The following is a 14,356-nucleotide window of genomic DNA, read 5'->3' as shown; positions in this document are numbered from 1 at the left end:
AAGAAGTTGTCGCTTGGCGGCAAGGCTCGACCCTCATGTGTCCTTACAATCCCCCCAACGCTCACCAGTTTAGGTAGGCGTTCCTCTTCAGGAGACTCCGATGTCCGTTGAGCAAGCTGCGGTGCAACGCGCCGATTTCGATCAGGTCATGGTTCCCAACTATGCCCCTGCGGCCTTTATTCCTGTGCGGGGTGCCGGCTCCCGCGTGTGGGACCAGTCAGGCCGAGAGCTGATCGATTTCGCGGGTGGTATTGCCGTAAATGTGCTGGGCCACGCGCATCCGGCGCTGGTCGGTGCGTTGACTGAGCAAGCGAACACTCTGTGGCACGTGTCTAACGTGTTCACCAACGAGCCGGCCTTGCGTCTGGCTAAGAAGTTGGTTGACGCCACATTTGCGGACCGCGTGTTCTTTTGTAACTCGGGTGCTGAAGCCAACGAGGCTGCCTTCAAGTTGGCTCGCCGCGTTGCGTTCGATCGTTTCGGTGCAGAAAAATACGAGATCATTGCCGCACTCAACAGCTTTCACGGCCGCACGCTGTTTACCGTGAACGTAGGCGGGCAATCGAAGTACTCCGATGGTTTCGGTCCGAAGATCACCGGCATCACCCATGTGCCATTCAACGATCTTGAAGCCTTGAAAGCAGCTATTTCGGACAAGACCTGTGCCGTGGTGCTGGAGCCGATCCAAGGTGAAGGTGGCGTGCTGCCCGGTGAGCTGGACTACCTGCAAGGTGCCCGCGAGCTGTGCAATCAACATAATGCGTTGCTGGTGTTTGACGAAGTGCAAACCGGTATGGGCCGTACCGGTCACCTGTTTGCCTATCAGCATTACGGCGTCACGCCCGACATTCTGACCAGCGCTAAAAGTCTGGGCGGTGGTTTCCCGATCGCCGCCATGTTGACCACTGAAGCCCTGGCCAAACATTTGGTTGTGGGTACACACGGCACTACGTACGGCGGTAACCCGCTGGCGTGCGCGGTCGGCAATGCCGTGATCGATGTGGTCAATACCCCTGAGGTATTGAATGGCGTGAAAGCCAAGCACGACCTGTTCAAGACCCGCCTCGAAAGCATCGGCCAGCAATACGGCCTGTTTACTGAAGTGCGTGGTTTGGGCCTGTTGATCGGCTGTGTGTTGAACGATGCCTGGAAGGGTAAAGCGAAAGACATTTTCAACGCCTGCGAAAAAGAAAACTTGATGATTCTGCAGGCTGGCCCGGATGTGGTGCGCTTCGCGCCAAGCCTGGTGGTTGAAGAGGCTGATATCGAAGAAGGCTTGAACCGCTTCGAGCGCGCGGTGAAAACACTGGCGCAAGCCTGAGTGTGACCTCGACGCTTGAGAGATCGGGCGTCGATTTTTTATGTGACGAGCCTGTGCGCCGTGCTCTGCGTACGCAGGCTCAACTTTCCCCCCCTTTTATTTTTTTGATTAAGGAGTGACACCATGCTGGTGATGCGCCCCGCGCAAATGGCTGACCTGGACGAAGTACAGCGTCTGGCTGCGGACAGCCCGATTGGTGTCACTTCATTGCCCGACGATGTAGGCCGCTTGCGCGACAAGATCGCAGCGTCCGAAACCTCGTTTGCCGCTGAAGTCAGCTTTAACGGCGAAGAGAGTTACTTTTTTGTGCTTGAAGACAGCGCCACCGGAAAGTTGGCGGGGTGTTCGGCCATCGTTGCGTCGGCGGGGTATTCGGAGCCGTTCTACAGTTTTCGCAACGAAACCTTCGTGCATGCCTCCCGCGAGTTGAAAATTCACAACAAGATTCATGTCTTGTCCCAGTGCCATGACCTGACAGGCAATAGTCTGTTGACCAGTTTTTATGTCGTGCCTGAATTGGTGGGGTCTGCGTGGGCTGAACTTAACTCCCGTGGCCGACTGTTGTTTGTCGCTAATCATCCTGAGCGTTTTGCCGATTCGGTGGTGACCGAGATAGTCGGTTACAGCGATGAAAACGGTGACTCACCGTTCTGGGACGCCATTGGGCGCAACTTTTTCGATTTGAATTACGCAGCCGCCGAGCGCCTGTGTGGGCTGAAGAGCCGCACGTTCCTGGCTGAGCTGATGCCCCACTACCCGATCTATGTGCCGTTATTGCCCGACACTGCCCAAGAGGCAATGGGTCAGGTTCATCCGCGTGCGCAGATCACCTTCGACATCCTGATGCGTGAAGGCTTCGAGACAGATCACTACATCGATATCTTTGACGGCGGCCCCACTTTGCATGCGCGGGTGTCGGGTATTCGTTCGATCGCTCAAAGCCGTGTAGTGCCTGTCAGAATCGGTGAGCTGAGCACTGGGGGAGGGCGCCAGTATCTGGTCGCCAATGCCCAGTTGCAGGATTACCGCGCGGTGTTGCTGGAACTTGATTGGGCACCGGGCAAGCCGGTCACGCTAGATCTGGAAGCGGCCGAAGCGTTGGGCGTTGGTGAAGGCGCCAGCGTACGAGTCGTCGCCGTTTAAAGCCTTTGAGCGATTTTCACGGGGTTCGTCAGCGGACCCTGTTTGAGGAGATAGCATGATCGTTCGTCCTGTACGTAACAGCGATTTACCGGCCCTGATTGAACTGGCCCGCAGCACCGGCACTGGCTTGACGACGCTGCCCGCCAACGAAGAGCGCTTATTGCACCGGGTGACCTGGGCAGAAAAAACCTTTCGTGGCGAAGCCACCCGTGGCGACGCCGACTACCTGTTTGTGCTTGAAAACGATGAAGGCAAGGTGGTCGGTATTTCCGCCATCGCCGGTGCCGTTGGCCTGCGTGAACCGTGGTACAACTTTCGCGTGGGGCTGACCGTCAGTGCCTCTCAGGAACTGAACATCTATCGGGAAATTCCGACGCTGTTTCTGGCCAATGACCTGACCGGCAACTCAGAACTGTGCTCGTTGTTCCTCAGCGCCGATTACCGTACGGGTCTTAATGGTCGTTTGTTGGCCAAGGCTCGGATGCTCTTTATTGCCGAGTTCCCGGAGCTGTTTGGCAACAAAATCATTGCTGAGATGCGCGGTATGTCTGATGACTCCGGGCGTTCACCCTTCTGGGAAAGTTTGGGGCGGCATTTCTTCAAGATGGAGTTCAGTCAGGCCGATTACCTGACCGGCGTGGGCAACAAGGCGTTCATCGCTGAGTTGATGCCCAAGTTCCCGGTGTATACGTGCTTCCTGTCAGAGGGGGCTCGTGCAGTCATCGGCAAGGTGCACACGGACACTGAGCCCGCCTTGAACATGCTCAAAAGCGAAGGCTTCAGCTATCAGGGTTACGTCGATATTTTTGATGCAGGCCCGGCGGTCGAGTGCGAAACCAGCAAAATCCGCGCGGTGCGTGATAGCGAAGCGTTGGTACTGGCTATTGGCACACCGGGTGACGATGCCACGCCTTATCTGATTCACAACCGCAAGCGTGAGGATTGTCGGATCACAGCTGCCCCGGCACGCTTGGCGGCGGGCACGCTGGTGGTCGATCCGCTGACGGCCAGACGCCTGCAACTGACGGCAGGCGATCAAGTGCGCGCTGTGGCGTTGTCGGCACAGCCAGTAGCCCACAGGGAGTCGAAATAATGAGCACGTTGTATATTGCAGGCGCGTGGCAGAACGGTCTGGGCGAAGCCATTGAGTCGCTCAACCCGGTGACTCAACAGGTGGTGTGGACAGGCAATAGTGCCAATGCCGAACAAGTGAGTGAAGCGGTCAAGGCTGCACGTCAGGCCTTTCCTGCGTGGGCCGGGCGAACAGTTGAAGAACGTCTGACGGTCCTTGAAGCCTTCGCCGCGTGCCTGAAAAACCACGCCGATGAGCTGGCTCATTGCATCGGCGAAGAAACCGGTAAGCCGTTGTGGGAATCGGCCACCGAAGTCAGCAGCATGATCAACAAGGTGGGGATTTCAGTACAAAGCTACCGCGAGCGCACCGGTGAAAAAAGCGCGCCGCTGGGCGATGCCACTGCCGTTCTGCGCCACAAGCCACACGGGGTGGTTGCCGTATTCGGGCCTTATAACTTCCCGGGCCATTTGCCTAACGGGCACATTGTTCCGGCGTTGTTGGCGGGCAACTGCGTTGTATTCAAACCGAGCGAACTGACCCCGAAAGTCGCTGAGCTGACGCTCAAGTGCTGGGTCGAAGCAGGGCTGCCAGCCGGTGTGTTGAACCTGCTGCAAGGTGCACGCAAGACCGGTGTGGCTTTGGCGGCTCACGCAGGTATCGACGGCTTGTTTTTTACCGGCTCCAGCCGTACCGGTAACAGCCTGCACCAGCAGTTTGCCGGTCGCCCGGACAAGATCCTGGCGCTTGAAATGGGCGGTAACAACCCGCTGGTGGTCGATCAGGTGGCTGATCTGGAAGCAGCCGTTTACACCATTATTCAGTCCGCTTTTATTTCGGCGGGGCAGCGTTGCACCTGTGCGCGTCGACTGCTCGTGCCTCAAGGCGCATGGGGTGACAGCCTGCTGGCACGTCTGGTTGAGGTCAGTAAAAGCATTGAGGTCGGAGCTTTTGACCAGCAACCCGCACCGTTCATGGGCTCGGTCATTTCCCTTTCAGCGGCGCGTGACCTGATGACTGCGCAAACGCTGTTGATCGACAGTGGGGCGAAGGTCCTGCTGCGCATGACGCAACCCACCACCACGTCGGCCCTGTTGACCCCCGGCATCATTGATGTAACCGAAGTCAGTGAGCGTTCGGACGAAGAGCTGTTCGGCCCGTTGTTGCAGGTAATTCGTTACCCGGATTTTGATGCGGCGATTGCCGAGGCCAATAACACCGCCTTTGGTCTGGCTGCGGGCCTGTTGTCTGATTCCCGTGCACGCTACCAGCAATTCTGGCTGGAGAGCCGGGCAGGCATCGTCAACTGGAACAAGCAACTGACGGGGGCGGCCAGTACTGCACCCTTTGGCGGTATTGGCGCGTCGGGTAATCACCGCGCCAGTGCGTATTACGCAGCTGACTATTGCGCGTATCCGGTGGCGTCGCTTGAAACCGCGACCTTGGCATTGCCCGCGGCGTTGACGCCCGGCGTGCGACTGTCCTGACAAGAGCCATGTAGCCGCTGCCGAAGGCTGCGAGGGCGGCGAAGCCACTCGTTTTGAGAGCCACACAAGCCTCTTGGCAGCCCTCGGCAGCGACTACAGAAATATTCTTGTAGCGTCTTTTTTTACAACAGTTTGTTGGAGCCTCGCTGATGAAGTCCTTTGAAGTCAATTTTGACGGTTTAGTGGGGCCGACCCATAACTATGGTGGCTTGTCGTTCGGCAACGTCGCGTCCCAGAGCAACAGTCAGCAGGCTTCGAACCCCAAGGAAGCCGCGCTGCAAGGCCTGGAAAAGATGAAAGCGCTGATGGACATGGGATTTGTTCAGGGGGTATTGGCACCCCAGGAAAGGCCGGATGTGGCAGCTTTGCGCAGTGTGGGTTTTGGCGGTTCCGATGCTCAGGTAATTGAGCGGGCGGCCAAAGAGGCCATGCCCTTGCTGGTCGCCAGTTGCTCGGCATCCAGCATGTGGGTAGCCAATGCGGCGACGGTCAGCCCCAGTGCAGACACGGCCGATGGTCGCGTGCATTTCACAGCGGCCAACTTGAACTGCAAGTTTCACCGCAGCATCGAGCACCCGACCACTAGCCGTGTGCTCGGCGCGATGTTTGCCGATCAAGACCATTTTGCCCACCACGCCGCTTTACCGGCGGTGGCTCAGTTTGGCGATGAGGGGGCTGCCAACCACACGCGTTTCTGTCGTGATTATGGTGAGGCAGGCGTTGAGTTTTTTGTATACGGGCGCAGCGCGTTCGACAGTCGCTACCCGGCGCCCCAGAAGTATCCGGCGCGCCAGACACTTGAGGCGTCTCAAGCAGTGGCACGGCTGCATGGCCTGAGTGACGAGGGCGTAGTATTTGCCCAGCAAAACCCGGCGGTGATCGATCAGGGCGTGTTCCATAACGACGTGATCGCGGTGGGCAATGGTGAGTTGTTGTTTCATCACCAGGATGCTTTTTTGAATACCGAGCAAACGCTCGCTGAACTGCACGGCAAATTGGCGGCACGTGGCGCCAACTTCCAGTCAATCAGCGTGCCTCGTGACCAGGTCGCGGTTGAGGATGCGGTGCGCTCCTACTTGTTCAATAGTCAGTTACTGACCCGTGCTAACGGCTCAATGTTACTGATTGTTCCCGAAGAGTGTCGTGCCAACCCGCGTGTCTGGCAGTATCTGCAAGGACTGATCGCGTCGGCGGGGCCGATTGCCGAGGTCAAGGTATTTGACCTCAAGCAGAGCATGCAGAACGGCGGTGGCCCAGCCTGCCTGCGTCTGCGGGTAGCGTTAAATGAAAAGGAACTGTCGGCGGTCAATCCGGGCGTTATCATGACGCCAGCGCTGTACGAAACACTGACTCAGTGGGTGAGCAAGCATTACCGTGACGCCTTGCGCGAAAACGATTTGGCCGACCCGCAGTTGTTGATCGAATGCCGTACGGCGCTGGATGAACTGACGCATATCCTTAACCTGGGTTCGGTTTATCCATTTCAGATCAATTGATCAAACGCGTGCTCGCGGCTTAGACCGCAGGCATGCGACTTTACTAAAGATGAGAGCGAAATTATGAGCGATTCCCTGCAACTGATTCTTGAAGACACTGACGGCACACAGCTTGAAACCTCATGCACGCGCGTGGCGATCATCTGGCAGGGCAAGGAAGTCTGGATTCAACAAGACGGCCGTGGCCAGTTGCTGATCGGTGTTGATGTGGAAGAAGGCGATGCTGAATACGCCAACCTGTTGCTACGTCCGTTGGCCACTAACCTGGTCAGCCTTCAACTCGAAATGGAACCGGCCGATCCGAGCGATGACGAAGAAGGTCACGTGCACGGCCCTGACTGCAATCACTGATTAAAGGTGCTTTATGCTCGCTCTCGGCAAGCTGCTTGATCTGACCCTGGCCGGACGTGAACCGGCCGAGAAAACTCAACTGACTGTCGATGGCGTGCGGATGCGCTGGCTGGCCGAGGGGGCACTTGAAGTGCGCCCTCCTGAAGCGCAGGACAGTGGCATGGACCTGCTGCTGTCTGCGGGCATCCACGGCAATGAAACAGCGCCCATTGAATTGCTTGATCGTTTGTTACACGACATCGCGCGGGGCGTTATAAAACCTCGTGCCCGCATTCTGTTTTTGTTTGGTAACCCGGCTGCCATGCGCACGGGCCTTCGGTTCGTTGAAGAAGATCTCAACCGACTGTTCAACGGTCGTCACGAAAGCAGCAGCGGTTATGAGGCCATGCGTGCCCACGAACTGGAACGGTTGGCCACAACATTTTTCAGTGTGGCGCACCGTACCCGACTGCATTACGACCTGCACACCGCTATTCGTGGATCCAGGATCGAACAATTCGCGCTGTACCCCTTTAAAGAAGGCCGAGCGCATTCCCGTCGTGAGCTTGGAAGGCTACGTGCGGCCGGTATGCAGGCCGTTTTGCTGCAAAACAAGCCATCCATCGTATTCAGTGCATTTACCTATGAGCAACTCGAGGTTGAGGCGTTTACCCTCGAACTGGGTAAGGCACGGCCGTTTGGTCAAAACGAGGGGGTGAACCTGCAGCCCCTTGAACGGCGCTTGAAACACATCATTGAGGGCACTGAACAGCCTGAAGATTCAATTGATGGTCTGGAGCTGTTTAGTGTCGCCCGTGAAGTGATCAAGCACAGCGACAGATTTATTCTGCATTTGCCGCTTCATGTCGAAAACTTTCATGAATTGCCCAAAGGCTATGTGCTGGCCGATGATCCGGGGCATGCGTGCTGGGTTATTGAAGAGCAGGGCGCGCGAATCATATTTCCCAATCCTAAGGTCAAGAATGGTTTGCGCGCCGGGATGATCATTGAGCCTGCCACCCTGAAAAACCTCGATCAAACATCTGAATAATAGATATAGGTTGTACGCAGGGGCAGTCCAAGCTCCTCGCGTATACCGTTTTCACTATAGGGCTTGGGGTTGGTTTTGCTGGCAGGGGTGGTGGGATCACCATCAAAATCGAAAGGCTCTACGTTGCAAGGAAGGCCTACGGCTTGCAGCTCAACATTGTTGATCAGCGGGGCTTGTTTGACGCCGGCAGGCCCGTCTGGGCTCGCGCCTAAAAACCGGGTGCCCGTCACGTGGTTATAGGCGTGACACAGTTCATGGTAGAGGACTGCAATCGGCAACGAGTCTTTGCTCGAAAATGTCGGGTTGTAATAGACCGTGCCGCCAAAATCTGGAATACCCGATTTCCCAACCTGAATAAAAGACCTCCCGTCTCCAATGTTCGGTATGTAAAGGCCATTCTTTACATGTTTGAGTTCGGCGATGGTGATGGGCTTGTTGCTTTTGCGGATGCTCTTGGTCAATTCTGAGATCAGTCGGTGGCCCGCGTCAGAACTCAGCAGCAGCCTTAAATCATCCTGCACCCGTTCAATGAACGACTCGCTGCCCAAGACGATAAAACCTGACTCAGACAGGGGGGTTGAGCTGACTTTTATAATGTTTGGGTTCGGCCGGCTTGATGGGGGACTCATCGTTTCGCCAAGGTCGATCTTGCCGTCTGTAATAAAGGCAGGATCACTGCCCGTATAAATCTTGTCGCTACCCTTCACGCCATCAAGAATGTCTTGGCCTTTGCCCGCATAGATAACGTTAGACCCGGAGCCTGCGGTGAGTAAGTCCTCGCCCTCATTACCCCACAAGACAGTGTGACCCTGGCCGCCGACCGCCACATCATTGCCTTCGCCTGCATCGATAAAAGCCCTGCCAGTTCCAGCTCGAATGAAGTCTGCCCCCTTGCCGGTATAAGCAACCGTTGTGCCGGAGCCGTTGGCGTTGACAATGTCGTTGCCGTCTCCTGTATTGACATAGGCGTTCCCTGCGCCCGTCATCACCATGTCATTGCCTTGGCCGGTGATGACGGTGGTTTCCTCGGCGTTGCTGACGACCGAGTCATTGCCGGCGCCGGTTTCAATATGGAACGGATTTTTAAAGCTATCGACGACATATACCGTGTCGTCCTCATGGCCGGTGTGTATCTCGATAATTTGTTTAACGCTGGCCGGTTTTATTTGATAACGCTCGTGGTTCAGGTCAATCACAAGCGTGTCTTGATCGCCTTTTGTCACGAAAATGGACGCACGCGACGTTGTGGCCGTGAAAACAAGTCGATCAATCGGTATGGGATAAAGCGCGCTTTGCGTCACGTGGCGCACGATTATGGCGTTGTCACCAATATGAAGGATGCTGCGTGTGGTGGTCTCTGAGACACCGGGCACAACTCTGGACACTTCAACAGACGTTCGTTCAGGCGCAGCGCTGGCGCTGCCATCGAACTCAAAATGATGAGGGGTACGGGAAGGAATAACAGAGGGGGGCGTTGGGCACATACACTTAATTCCAAAGAGTGGTTTTCAACAATCGCGAGCGTTGGCGCTCTTGAATGGCGATTGAAACCCTTTGTACTTTTATGTGTGCGCTATATAGCTATGCAGTCCACCTCGACTGGCCCGAGGATGGGCCAGTCGAGATCTGAACCCTTACATCGCGCGTTTTTGCTGGGTATCCAGACGCTTGATGGCACGGATTTTTTGCAGGGTATCTACGCAGGTTTTGGCTGCTTCCTGACCTTTGTGCACGAAATGGTCGAAGAAAAACTTTTGATGCTCTTCGCCCGCGTGGAAGTGGTGAGGGGTCAGGCTGACCGAGAACACTGGTACTTCAGTTTCCAGCTGCACTTGCATCAGGCCACTGACAACAGACTGGGCAACGAAATCGTGGCGATAGATACCACCGTCGACAACCAGAGCTGCGCCGACAATCCCGGCGTAACGACCGGTCTTGGCCAGTAGTTTGGCGTGCAGCGGAATTTCAAACGCGCCACCGACTTCAAAGAAATCGATGTCGCTTTCCTGATAACCCTGCACCAGCATTTCGGCCAAAAAGCCTTTACGGCTCTGGTCGACAATCTCTTTGTGCCAGGAAGCCTGGATAAACGCGACACGCTCGTTGTGGTGAATTGCTGTGGGTTGCATGTTCAGATTCCTGTTTGTGTGAAAAACAGGGCATATGAATCGAATGGGATTAAAGGGTACGTTCAGACGGGTTGCCGTGCGCAATAAGCACTGTGCAAACCCGTCTGGTTGACGGCCCTTTGGCGCCAATCCCGTTCTCTCTTCATCCGGACTATGACCGTCGGCCCCGGGATCACACCGGGTCTGCTGACCTTGACCGTCCCGTAGCCAAAGCTGTGGGGGCTGCCAAGCGCTCGCGGGCTATGCGCATTGCGCGCAATTACCGCCGGTGGGGAGTCGCACCCCGCCCTGAGAACGTTGCCGCCAGCCTTTCTGGCAGCGGACATTTTGTATCACATCTGTTTCAAGGATGCATTGATGCTTTTTGCTAATAGCCATCAAAATTCCTGATTGTTTTATCCGGCTATTCCTAATATTAGTGCTTGAGTGCGCTTATTCGTACCGACCGTACCCTTATCCGAAATGGAATTCTCCGATTGGCACCCTGTGCTGATCTCACATTGCCGAGGCTTGTTCAATGACTGTTATCGATCTTCGTAGTGACACCGTGACCCAACCCAGTGCCGGCATGCGCGAAGCCATGGCGAGGGCGCCGCTGGGGGACGATGTCTATGGCGAAGACCCGGCGGTTAACACGCTTGAGACCGAACTGGCCTCGCGGCTTGGGTTCGCTCAGGCTCTTTTTGTCCCCTCGGGCACTATGAGTAACCTGTTGGCGCTGATGGCGCATTGTGGGCGGGGCGACGAGTACATCGTGGGGCAGCAGGCTCATACCTATAAATATGAAGGGGGCGGGGCCGCGGTACTGGGCTCAATCCAGCCCCAGCCGCTGGAGAACCAGGCAGATGGCAGTCTGGATCTGAATCATGTGGCGGCGGCGATCAAACCGGACGATTTTCACTTCGCTCGCACGCGCCTGCTGGCGCTGGAAAACACCATGCAGGGCAAAGTCTTGCCTGTTGAGTATCTGGCCGCGGCAAGCCGTCTGACCCGCGAACATGGCCTTGCGCTACATCTGGATGGTGCGCGGCTGTACAACGCGGCCATTAAATTGGGCGTCGACGCCGCCGATATAACGCGCCATTTTGATTCGGTCTCGGTGTGCCTGTCCAAAGGGCTGGGCGCGCCGGTGGGGTCAGTGCTGTGTGGAACGGGCGAGCTGATCGGTAAGGCACGACGGTTGCGCAAGATGGTTGGCGGCGGCATGCGTCAAGCTGGCCAGTTAGCGGCTGCGGGCCTGTATGCGCTGGACAACCAGGTCGAACGCCTGGCGCATGACCATGATAATGCTCAACTGCTGGCCGAAGGGTTGCGGGCGGCGGGTTACGAGGTTGAGCCGGTACAGACCAATATGGTGTACGTGCAGTTGGGCGACCGGTCGCAAGCCTTGAAGGCCCTGGCTGGCGAACACAGCATCAAGCTGACGGCCGCACCGCGCTTGCGTATGGTGACGCATATGGACGTCAGTCGCGGGCAAATTGAGCAAGTGATCGACGTTTTCACTCAATTTAACCGTCTATGAGTGCGCAGGCCGTCCAATTGCTTGCGCCTATCGTATAAACACGCTGTACCCAAGGCGAAGGGCCGATATAATGCGGCCCTTTGCGAGTCGCATTGTCGTTGGACATGATTGACTTGCCTCTGGCCGCAGCCTCCGTGGAAGAACCTATGAAAAGCGCAGAAATCCGTGAAGCCTTCCTTCGCTTCTTCGAGGAGCAAGGTCACACCCGTGTCCCTTCCAGCTCCTTGGTGCCGAATAACGACCCGACCCTGCTGTTCACCAACGCGGGGATGAATCAGTTCAAGGACTGCTTCCTGGGTCAGGAAAAACGAGCCTACACCCGTGCAACCAGCAGCCAGAAGTGCGTGCGTGCCGGTGGCAAGAACAGCGATCTGGAAAACGTCGGTTACACCGCACGTCACCACACTTTTTTCGAAATGCTCGGCAACTTCAGCTTTGGCGACTATTTCAAGAAAGATGCGATCAACTTCGCCTGGACGTTCCTGACCGGCGTTTTGAAACTGCCTCAAGACAAACTGTGGGTGACGGTCTACGCCAGTGATGACGAGGCCTACGATATCTGGACCAAAGATGTGGGCGTGCCGCCTGAGCGCATGATCCGCATCGGCGACAACAAGGGTGCTCCGTACGCGTCCGATAACTTCTGGACCATGGGCGATACCGGCCCGTGCGGCCCGTGCACCGAGATTTTTTACGATCATGGCCCTGAAATCTGGGGTGGCCCACCGGGCTCGCCAGATGAAGACGGTGACCGTTACATCGAAATCTGGAACAACGTGTTCATGCAGTTCAACCGCACCGCCGATGGTGTGTTGCATCCGTTGCCAGCGCCGTCGGTAGACACCGGCATGGGCCTGGAGCGGATCAGTGCGGTGATGCAGCACGTTAACTCCAACTACGACATCGACCTGTTCCAGAGCCTGTTGAAAGCCGCTGCCGAAGCGATTGGTTGCGCCAACGAAGGTCAGGCCTCGCTTAAAGTCGTGGCCGACCACATTCGCTCGTGCAGCTTCCTGATTGCTGACGGCGTGCTGCCTTCCAACGAAGGCCGTGGCTATGTGCTGCGACGCATCATTCGTCGTGCGTGCCGTCATGGCAACAAACTGGGCGCAACCGGCAACTTCTTCTACAAGATCGTTGCGGCCCTGGTGGCCGAGATGGGTGCCAGCTTTCCGGAACTGGTGCGCGAGCAGGCCAACATCGAGCGCGTGCTTAAAGCCGAAGAAGAACAATTCTCCAAGACCCTGGAGCAGGGCCTGAAGATCCTTGAGCAGGATCTGGCTGAGCTCAAAGGCACGGTTGTGCCGGGCGACGTGGTGTTCAAGTTGTACGACACCTACGGTTTTCCGATGGACCTGACGGCTGACATTGCCCGCGAACGTAATCTGACCGTGGATGAAGCCGGTTTTGAACGCGAGATGGAAGCCCAGCGGGTGCGCGCGCGTTCGGCCAGCTCGTTCGGTCTGGACTACAACACATTGGTCAAAGTGGACGTGCCAACCGAATTCATCGGTTACAGCGCCACAGAAGGTTCGGCCAAAGTGATTGCTCTCTATAAAGAAGGCAAATCGGTCGACTTCCTTAATGAAGGCGACGAAGGCGTGGTGGTGCTCGATCAGACGCCGTTCTACGCCGAGTCGGGCGGGCAGGTCGGTGATTGCGGTTACCTGCAAGCCGGCGCAGCCCGCTTTGATGTGCGCGACACCACTAAAACGGGTGGCGCATTCCTGCATCACGGCGCTGTGGTAGCCGGTGCCTTGAAGGTCGGCGAAACCGTTACGACTCAGGTTGATGCGGATGTGCGTCACGCCACGGCATTGAATCACTCCGCCACTCACTTGTTGCACGCGGCTTTGCGCCAGGTGCTGGGTGAGCACGTGCAGCAGAAAGGTTCGTTGGTCGACAGTCAGCGCCTGCGTTTTGACTTCAGCCACTTCGAATCCATCAAGCCTGAGCAAATCAAGGCGCTGGAAGACATCGTCAACACCGAGATTCGCAAGAACACACCGGTTGAGATGCAGGAAACCGACATCGAAACCGCCAAGCAAAAAGGTGCCATGGCACTGTTTGGCGAGAAGTACGGCGACAGCGTTCGCGTACTGAGCATGGGCGGGGATTTCTCGGTTGAGTTGTGCGGTGGCATTCATGCCAGCCGTACCGGCGATATCGGCCTGTTCAAAATCACCAGCGAAAGCGGCGTAGCCTCGGGCATTCGTCGTATTGAAGCGGTGACCGGTGCAGCCGCTCTGGCGTATCTGAACGCCGCTGAAGAGCAGCTAAAGGAAGCCGCCAGCCTGATCAAAGGTTCGCGCGAGAACTTGATCGACAAACTGTCGGCCGTGCTCGAGCGTAATCGCCAGCTGGAAAAACAACTCGAACAATTGCAGGCCAAGGCCGCAAGCGCGGCGGGCGATGATCTGTCATCGTCTGCGGTGGATGTAAAAGGCGTAAAAGTGTTGGCTGCCCGCCTGGACGGTCAAGACGGCAAGGCGCTACTGGCGCTGGTTGATCAACTGAAGAACAAACTCGGCCGTGCAGTGATCCTGCTGGGCAGTGTTCATGAAGACAAGGTTGTACTGGTTGCAGGCGTAACCAAAGACCTGACTGGCCAACTCAAAGCCGGTGATTTGATGAAACAGGCCGCTGCGGCAGTGGGCGGGAAGGGCGGTGGTCGTCCTGACATGGCGCAGGGTGGTGGTGTTGATGCCGCCGCTCTGGATGCCGCGCTGGCCCTGACTGCGCCATTTGTCGAACAGGGTATCTGAGGTCCAGTACGCGCGGTCGTCTAGTGGCCGCGCGTCGTTT

The 14,356-nt window shown here is 56.7% G+C and carries 11 protein-coding genes and 1 riboswitch; of the genes, 9 read left to right on the top strand and 2 right to left on the bottom strand.

The window, feature by feature from the left end; translation table 11 throughout:
- Positions 1–100 precede the first annotated feature (100 nt).
- The 7 genes from FJD38_RS10070 (at position 101) to astE (ending at position 7,900) form a co-directional block, all read left to right on the top strand.
- Positions 101–1,321 (top strand): aspartate aminotransferase family protein, encoded by a 1,221-nt coding sequence (locus FJD38_RS10070; RefSeq protein WP_122783402.1) that lies wholly within the window; start codon positions 101–103, stop codon positions 1,319–1,321.
- Between the two features lie 123 nt (positions 1,322–1,444).
- Complete coding sequence (gene aruF / locus FJD38_RS10065; RefSeq protein ID WP_146385174.1) at positions 1,445–2,464, top strand: arginine/ornithine succinyltransferase subunit alpha; 1,020 nt, start codon at positions 1,445–1,447, stop codon at positions 2,462–2,464.
- Positions 2,465–2,519: 55 nt separating this feature from the next.
- Positions 2,520–3,557 (top strand): arginine N-succinyltransferase, encoded by a 1,038-nt coding sequence (gene astA, locus FJD38_RS10060; RefSeq protein ID WP_122783400.1) that lies wholly within the window; start codon positions 2,520–2,522, stop codon positions 3,555–3,557.
- Complete coding sequence (astD, locus tag FJD38_RS10055) at positions 3,554–5,023, top strand: succinylglutamate-semialdehyde dehydrogenase (protein WP_208727512.1); 1,470 nt, start codon at positions 3,554–3,556, stop codon at positions 5,021–5,023. Before astA ends, astD begins: the two co-directional genes overlap by 4 nt.
- Positions 5,024–5,172: 149 nt before the next feature.
- Positions 5,173–6,519, top strand: a complete 1,347-nt coding sequence (gene astB, locus FJD38_RS10050) for an N-succinylarginine dihydrolase (RefSeq protein ID WP_122783398.1) — start codon at positions 5,173–5,175, stop codon at positions 6,517–6,519.
- A gap of 63 nt (positions 6,520–6,582) precedes the next feature.
- On the top strand, positions 6,583–6,870 hold the full coding sequence (locus FJD38_RS10045; RefSeq protein WP_122783397.1) for a topoisomerase II: 288 nt from the start codon (positions 6,583–6,585) through the stop codon (positions 6,868–6,870).
- 13 nt (positions 6,871–6,883) lie between these two features.
- Positions 6,884–7,900, top strand: a complete 1,017-nt coding sequence (gene astE / locus FJD38_RS10040) for a succinylglutamate desuccinylase (RefSeq protein ID WP_122783396.1) — start codon at positions 6,884–6,886, stop codon at positions 7,898–7,900.
- Here astE and FJD38_RS10035 read toward each other — a convergent pair.
- Positions 7,885–9,384: a M91 family zinc metallopeptidase gene (locus FJD38_RS10035; protein ID WP_146385170.1), complete on the bottom strand. Its 1,500-nt coding sequence runs from the start codon at positions 9,382–9,384 to the stop codon at positions 7,885–7,887. The two genes, astE and FJD38_RS10035, sit on opposite strands and share 16 nt — an antisense overlap.
- Positions 9,385–9,534: 150 nt before the next feature.
- Complete coding sequence (locus FJD38_RS10030; RefSeq protein WP_122783394.1) at positions 9,535–10,029, bottom strand: 6,7-dimethyl-8-ribityllumazine synthase; 495 nt, start codon at positions 10,027–10,029, stop codon at positions 9,535–9,537.
- A 129-nt stretch (positions 10,030–10,158) separates the two neighbouring features.
- Positions 10,159–10,329: riboswitch (FMN riboswitch) on the bottom strand.
- Positions 10,330–10,546: 217 nt separating this feature from the next.
- Here FJD38_RS10030 and ltaE point away from each other — a divergent pair.
- Together ltaE and alaS are read left to right on the top strand one after the other, a co-directional pair.
- Entirely contained in the window at positions 10,547–11,551 is a 1,005-nt protein-coding gene (gene ltaE, locus FJD38_RS10025; protein ID WP_146385168.1) for a low-specificity L-threonine aldolase, read from the top strand.
- A 146-nt stretch (positions 11,552–11,697) separates the two neighbouring features.
- The gene (gene alaS, locus FJD38_RS10020) at positions 11,698–14,316 is read left to right on the top strand and encodes an alanine--tRNA ligase (RefSeq protein ID WP_146385166.1); all 2,619 of its coding nucleotides are present in this window, start codon (positions 11,698–11,700) and stop codon (positions 14,314–14,316) included.
- Positions 14,317–14,356 lie beyond the last annotated feature (40 nt).

Source organism: Pseudomonas saxonica (assembly GCF_007858365.1).
In the GTDB taxonomy this organism is placed as follows: domain Bacteria; phylum Pseudomonadota; class Gammaproteobacteria; order Pseudomonadales; family Pseudomonadaceae; genus Aquipseudomonas; species Aquipseudomonas saxonica.
Note: the sequence above shows the minus strand (reverse complement) of the source record. Positions and strands in the feature narration are given on the sequence as shown.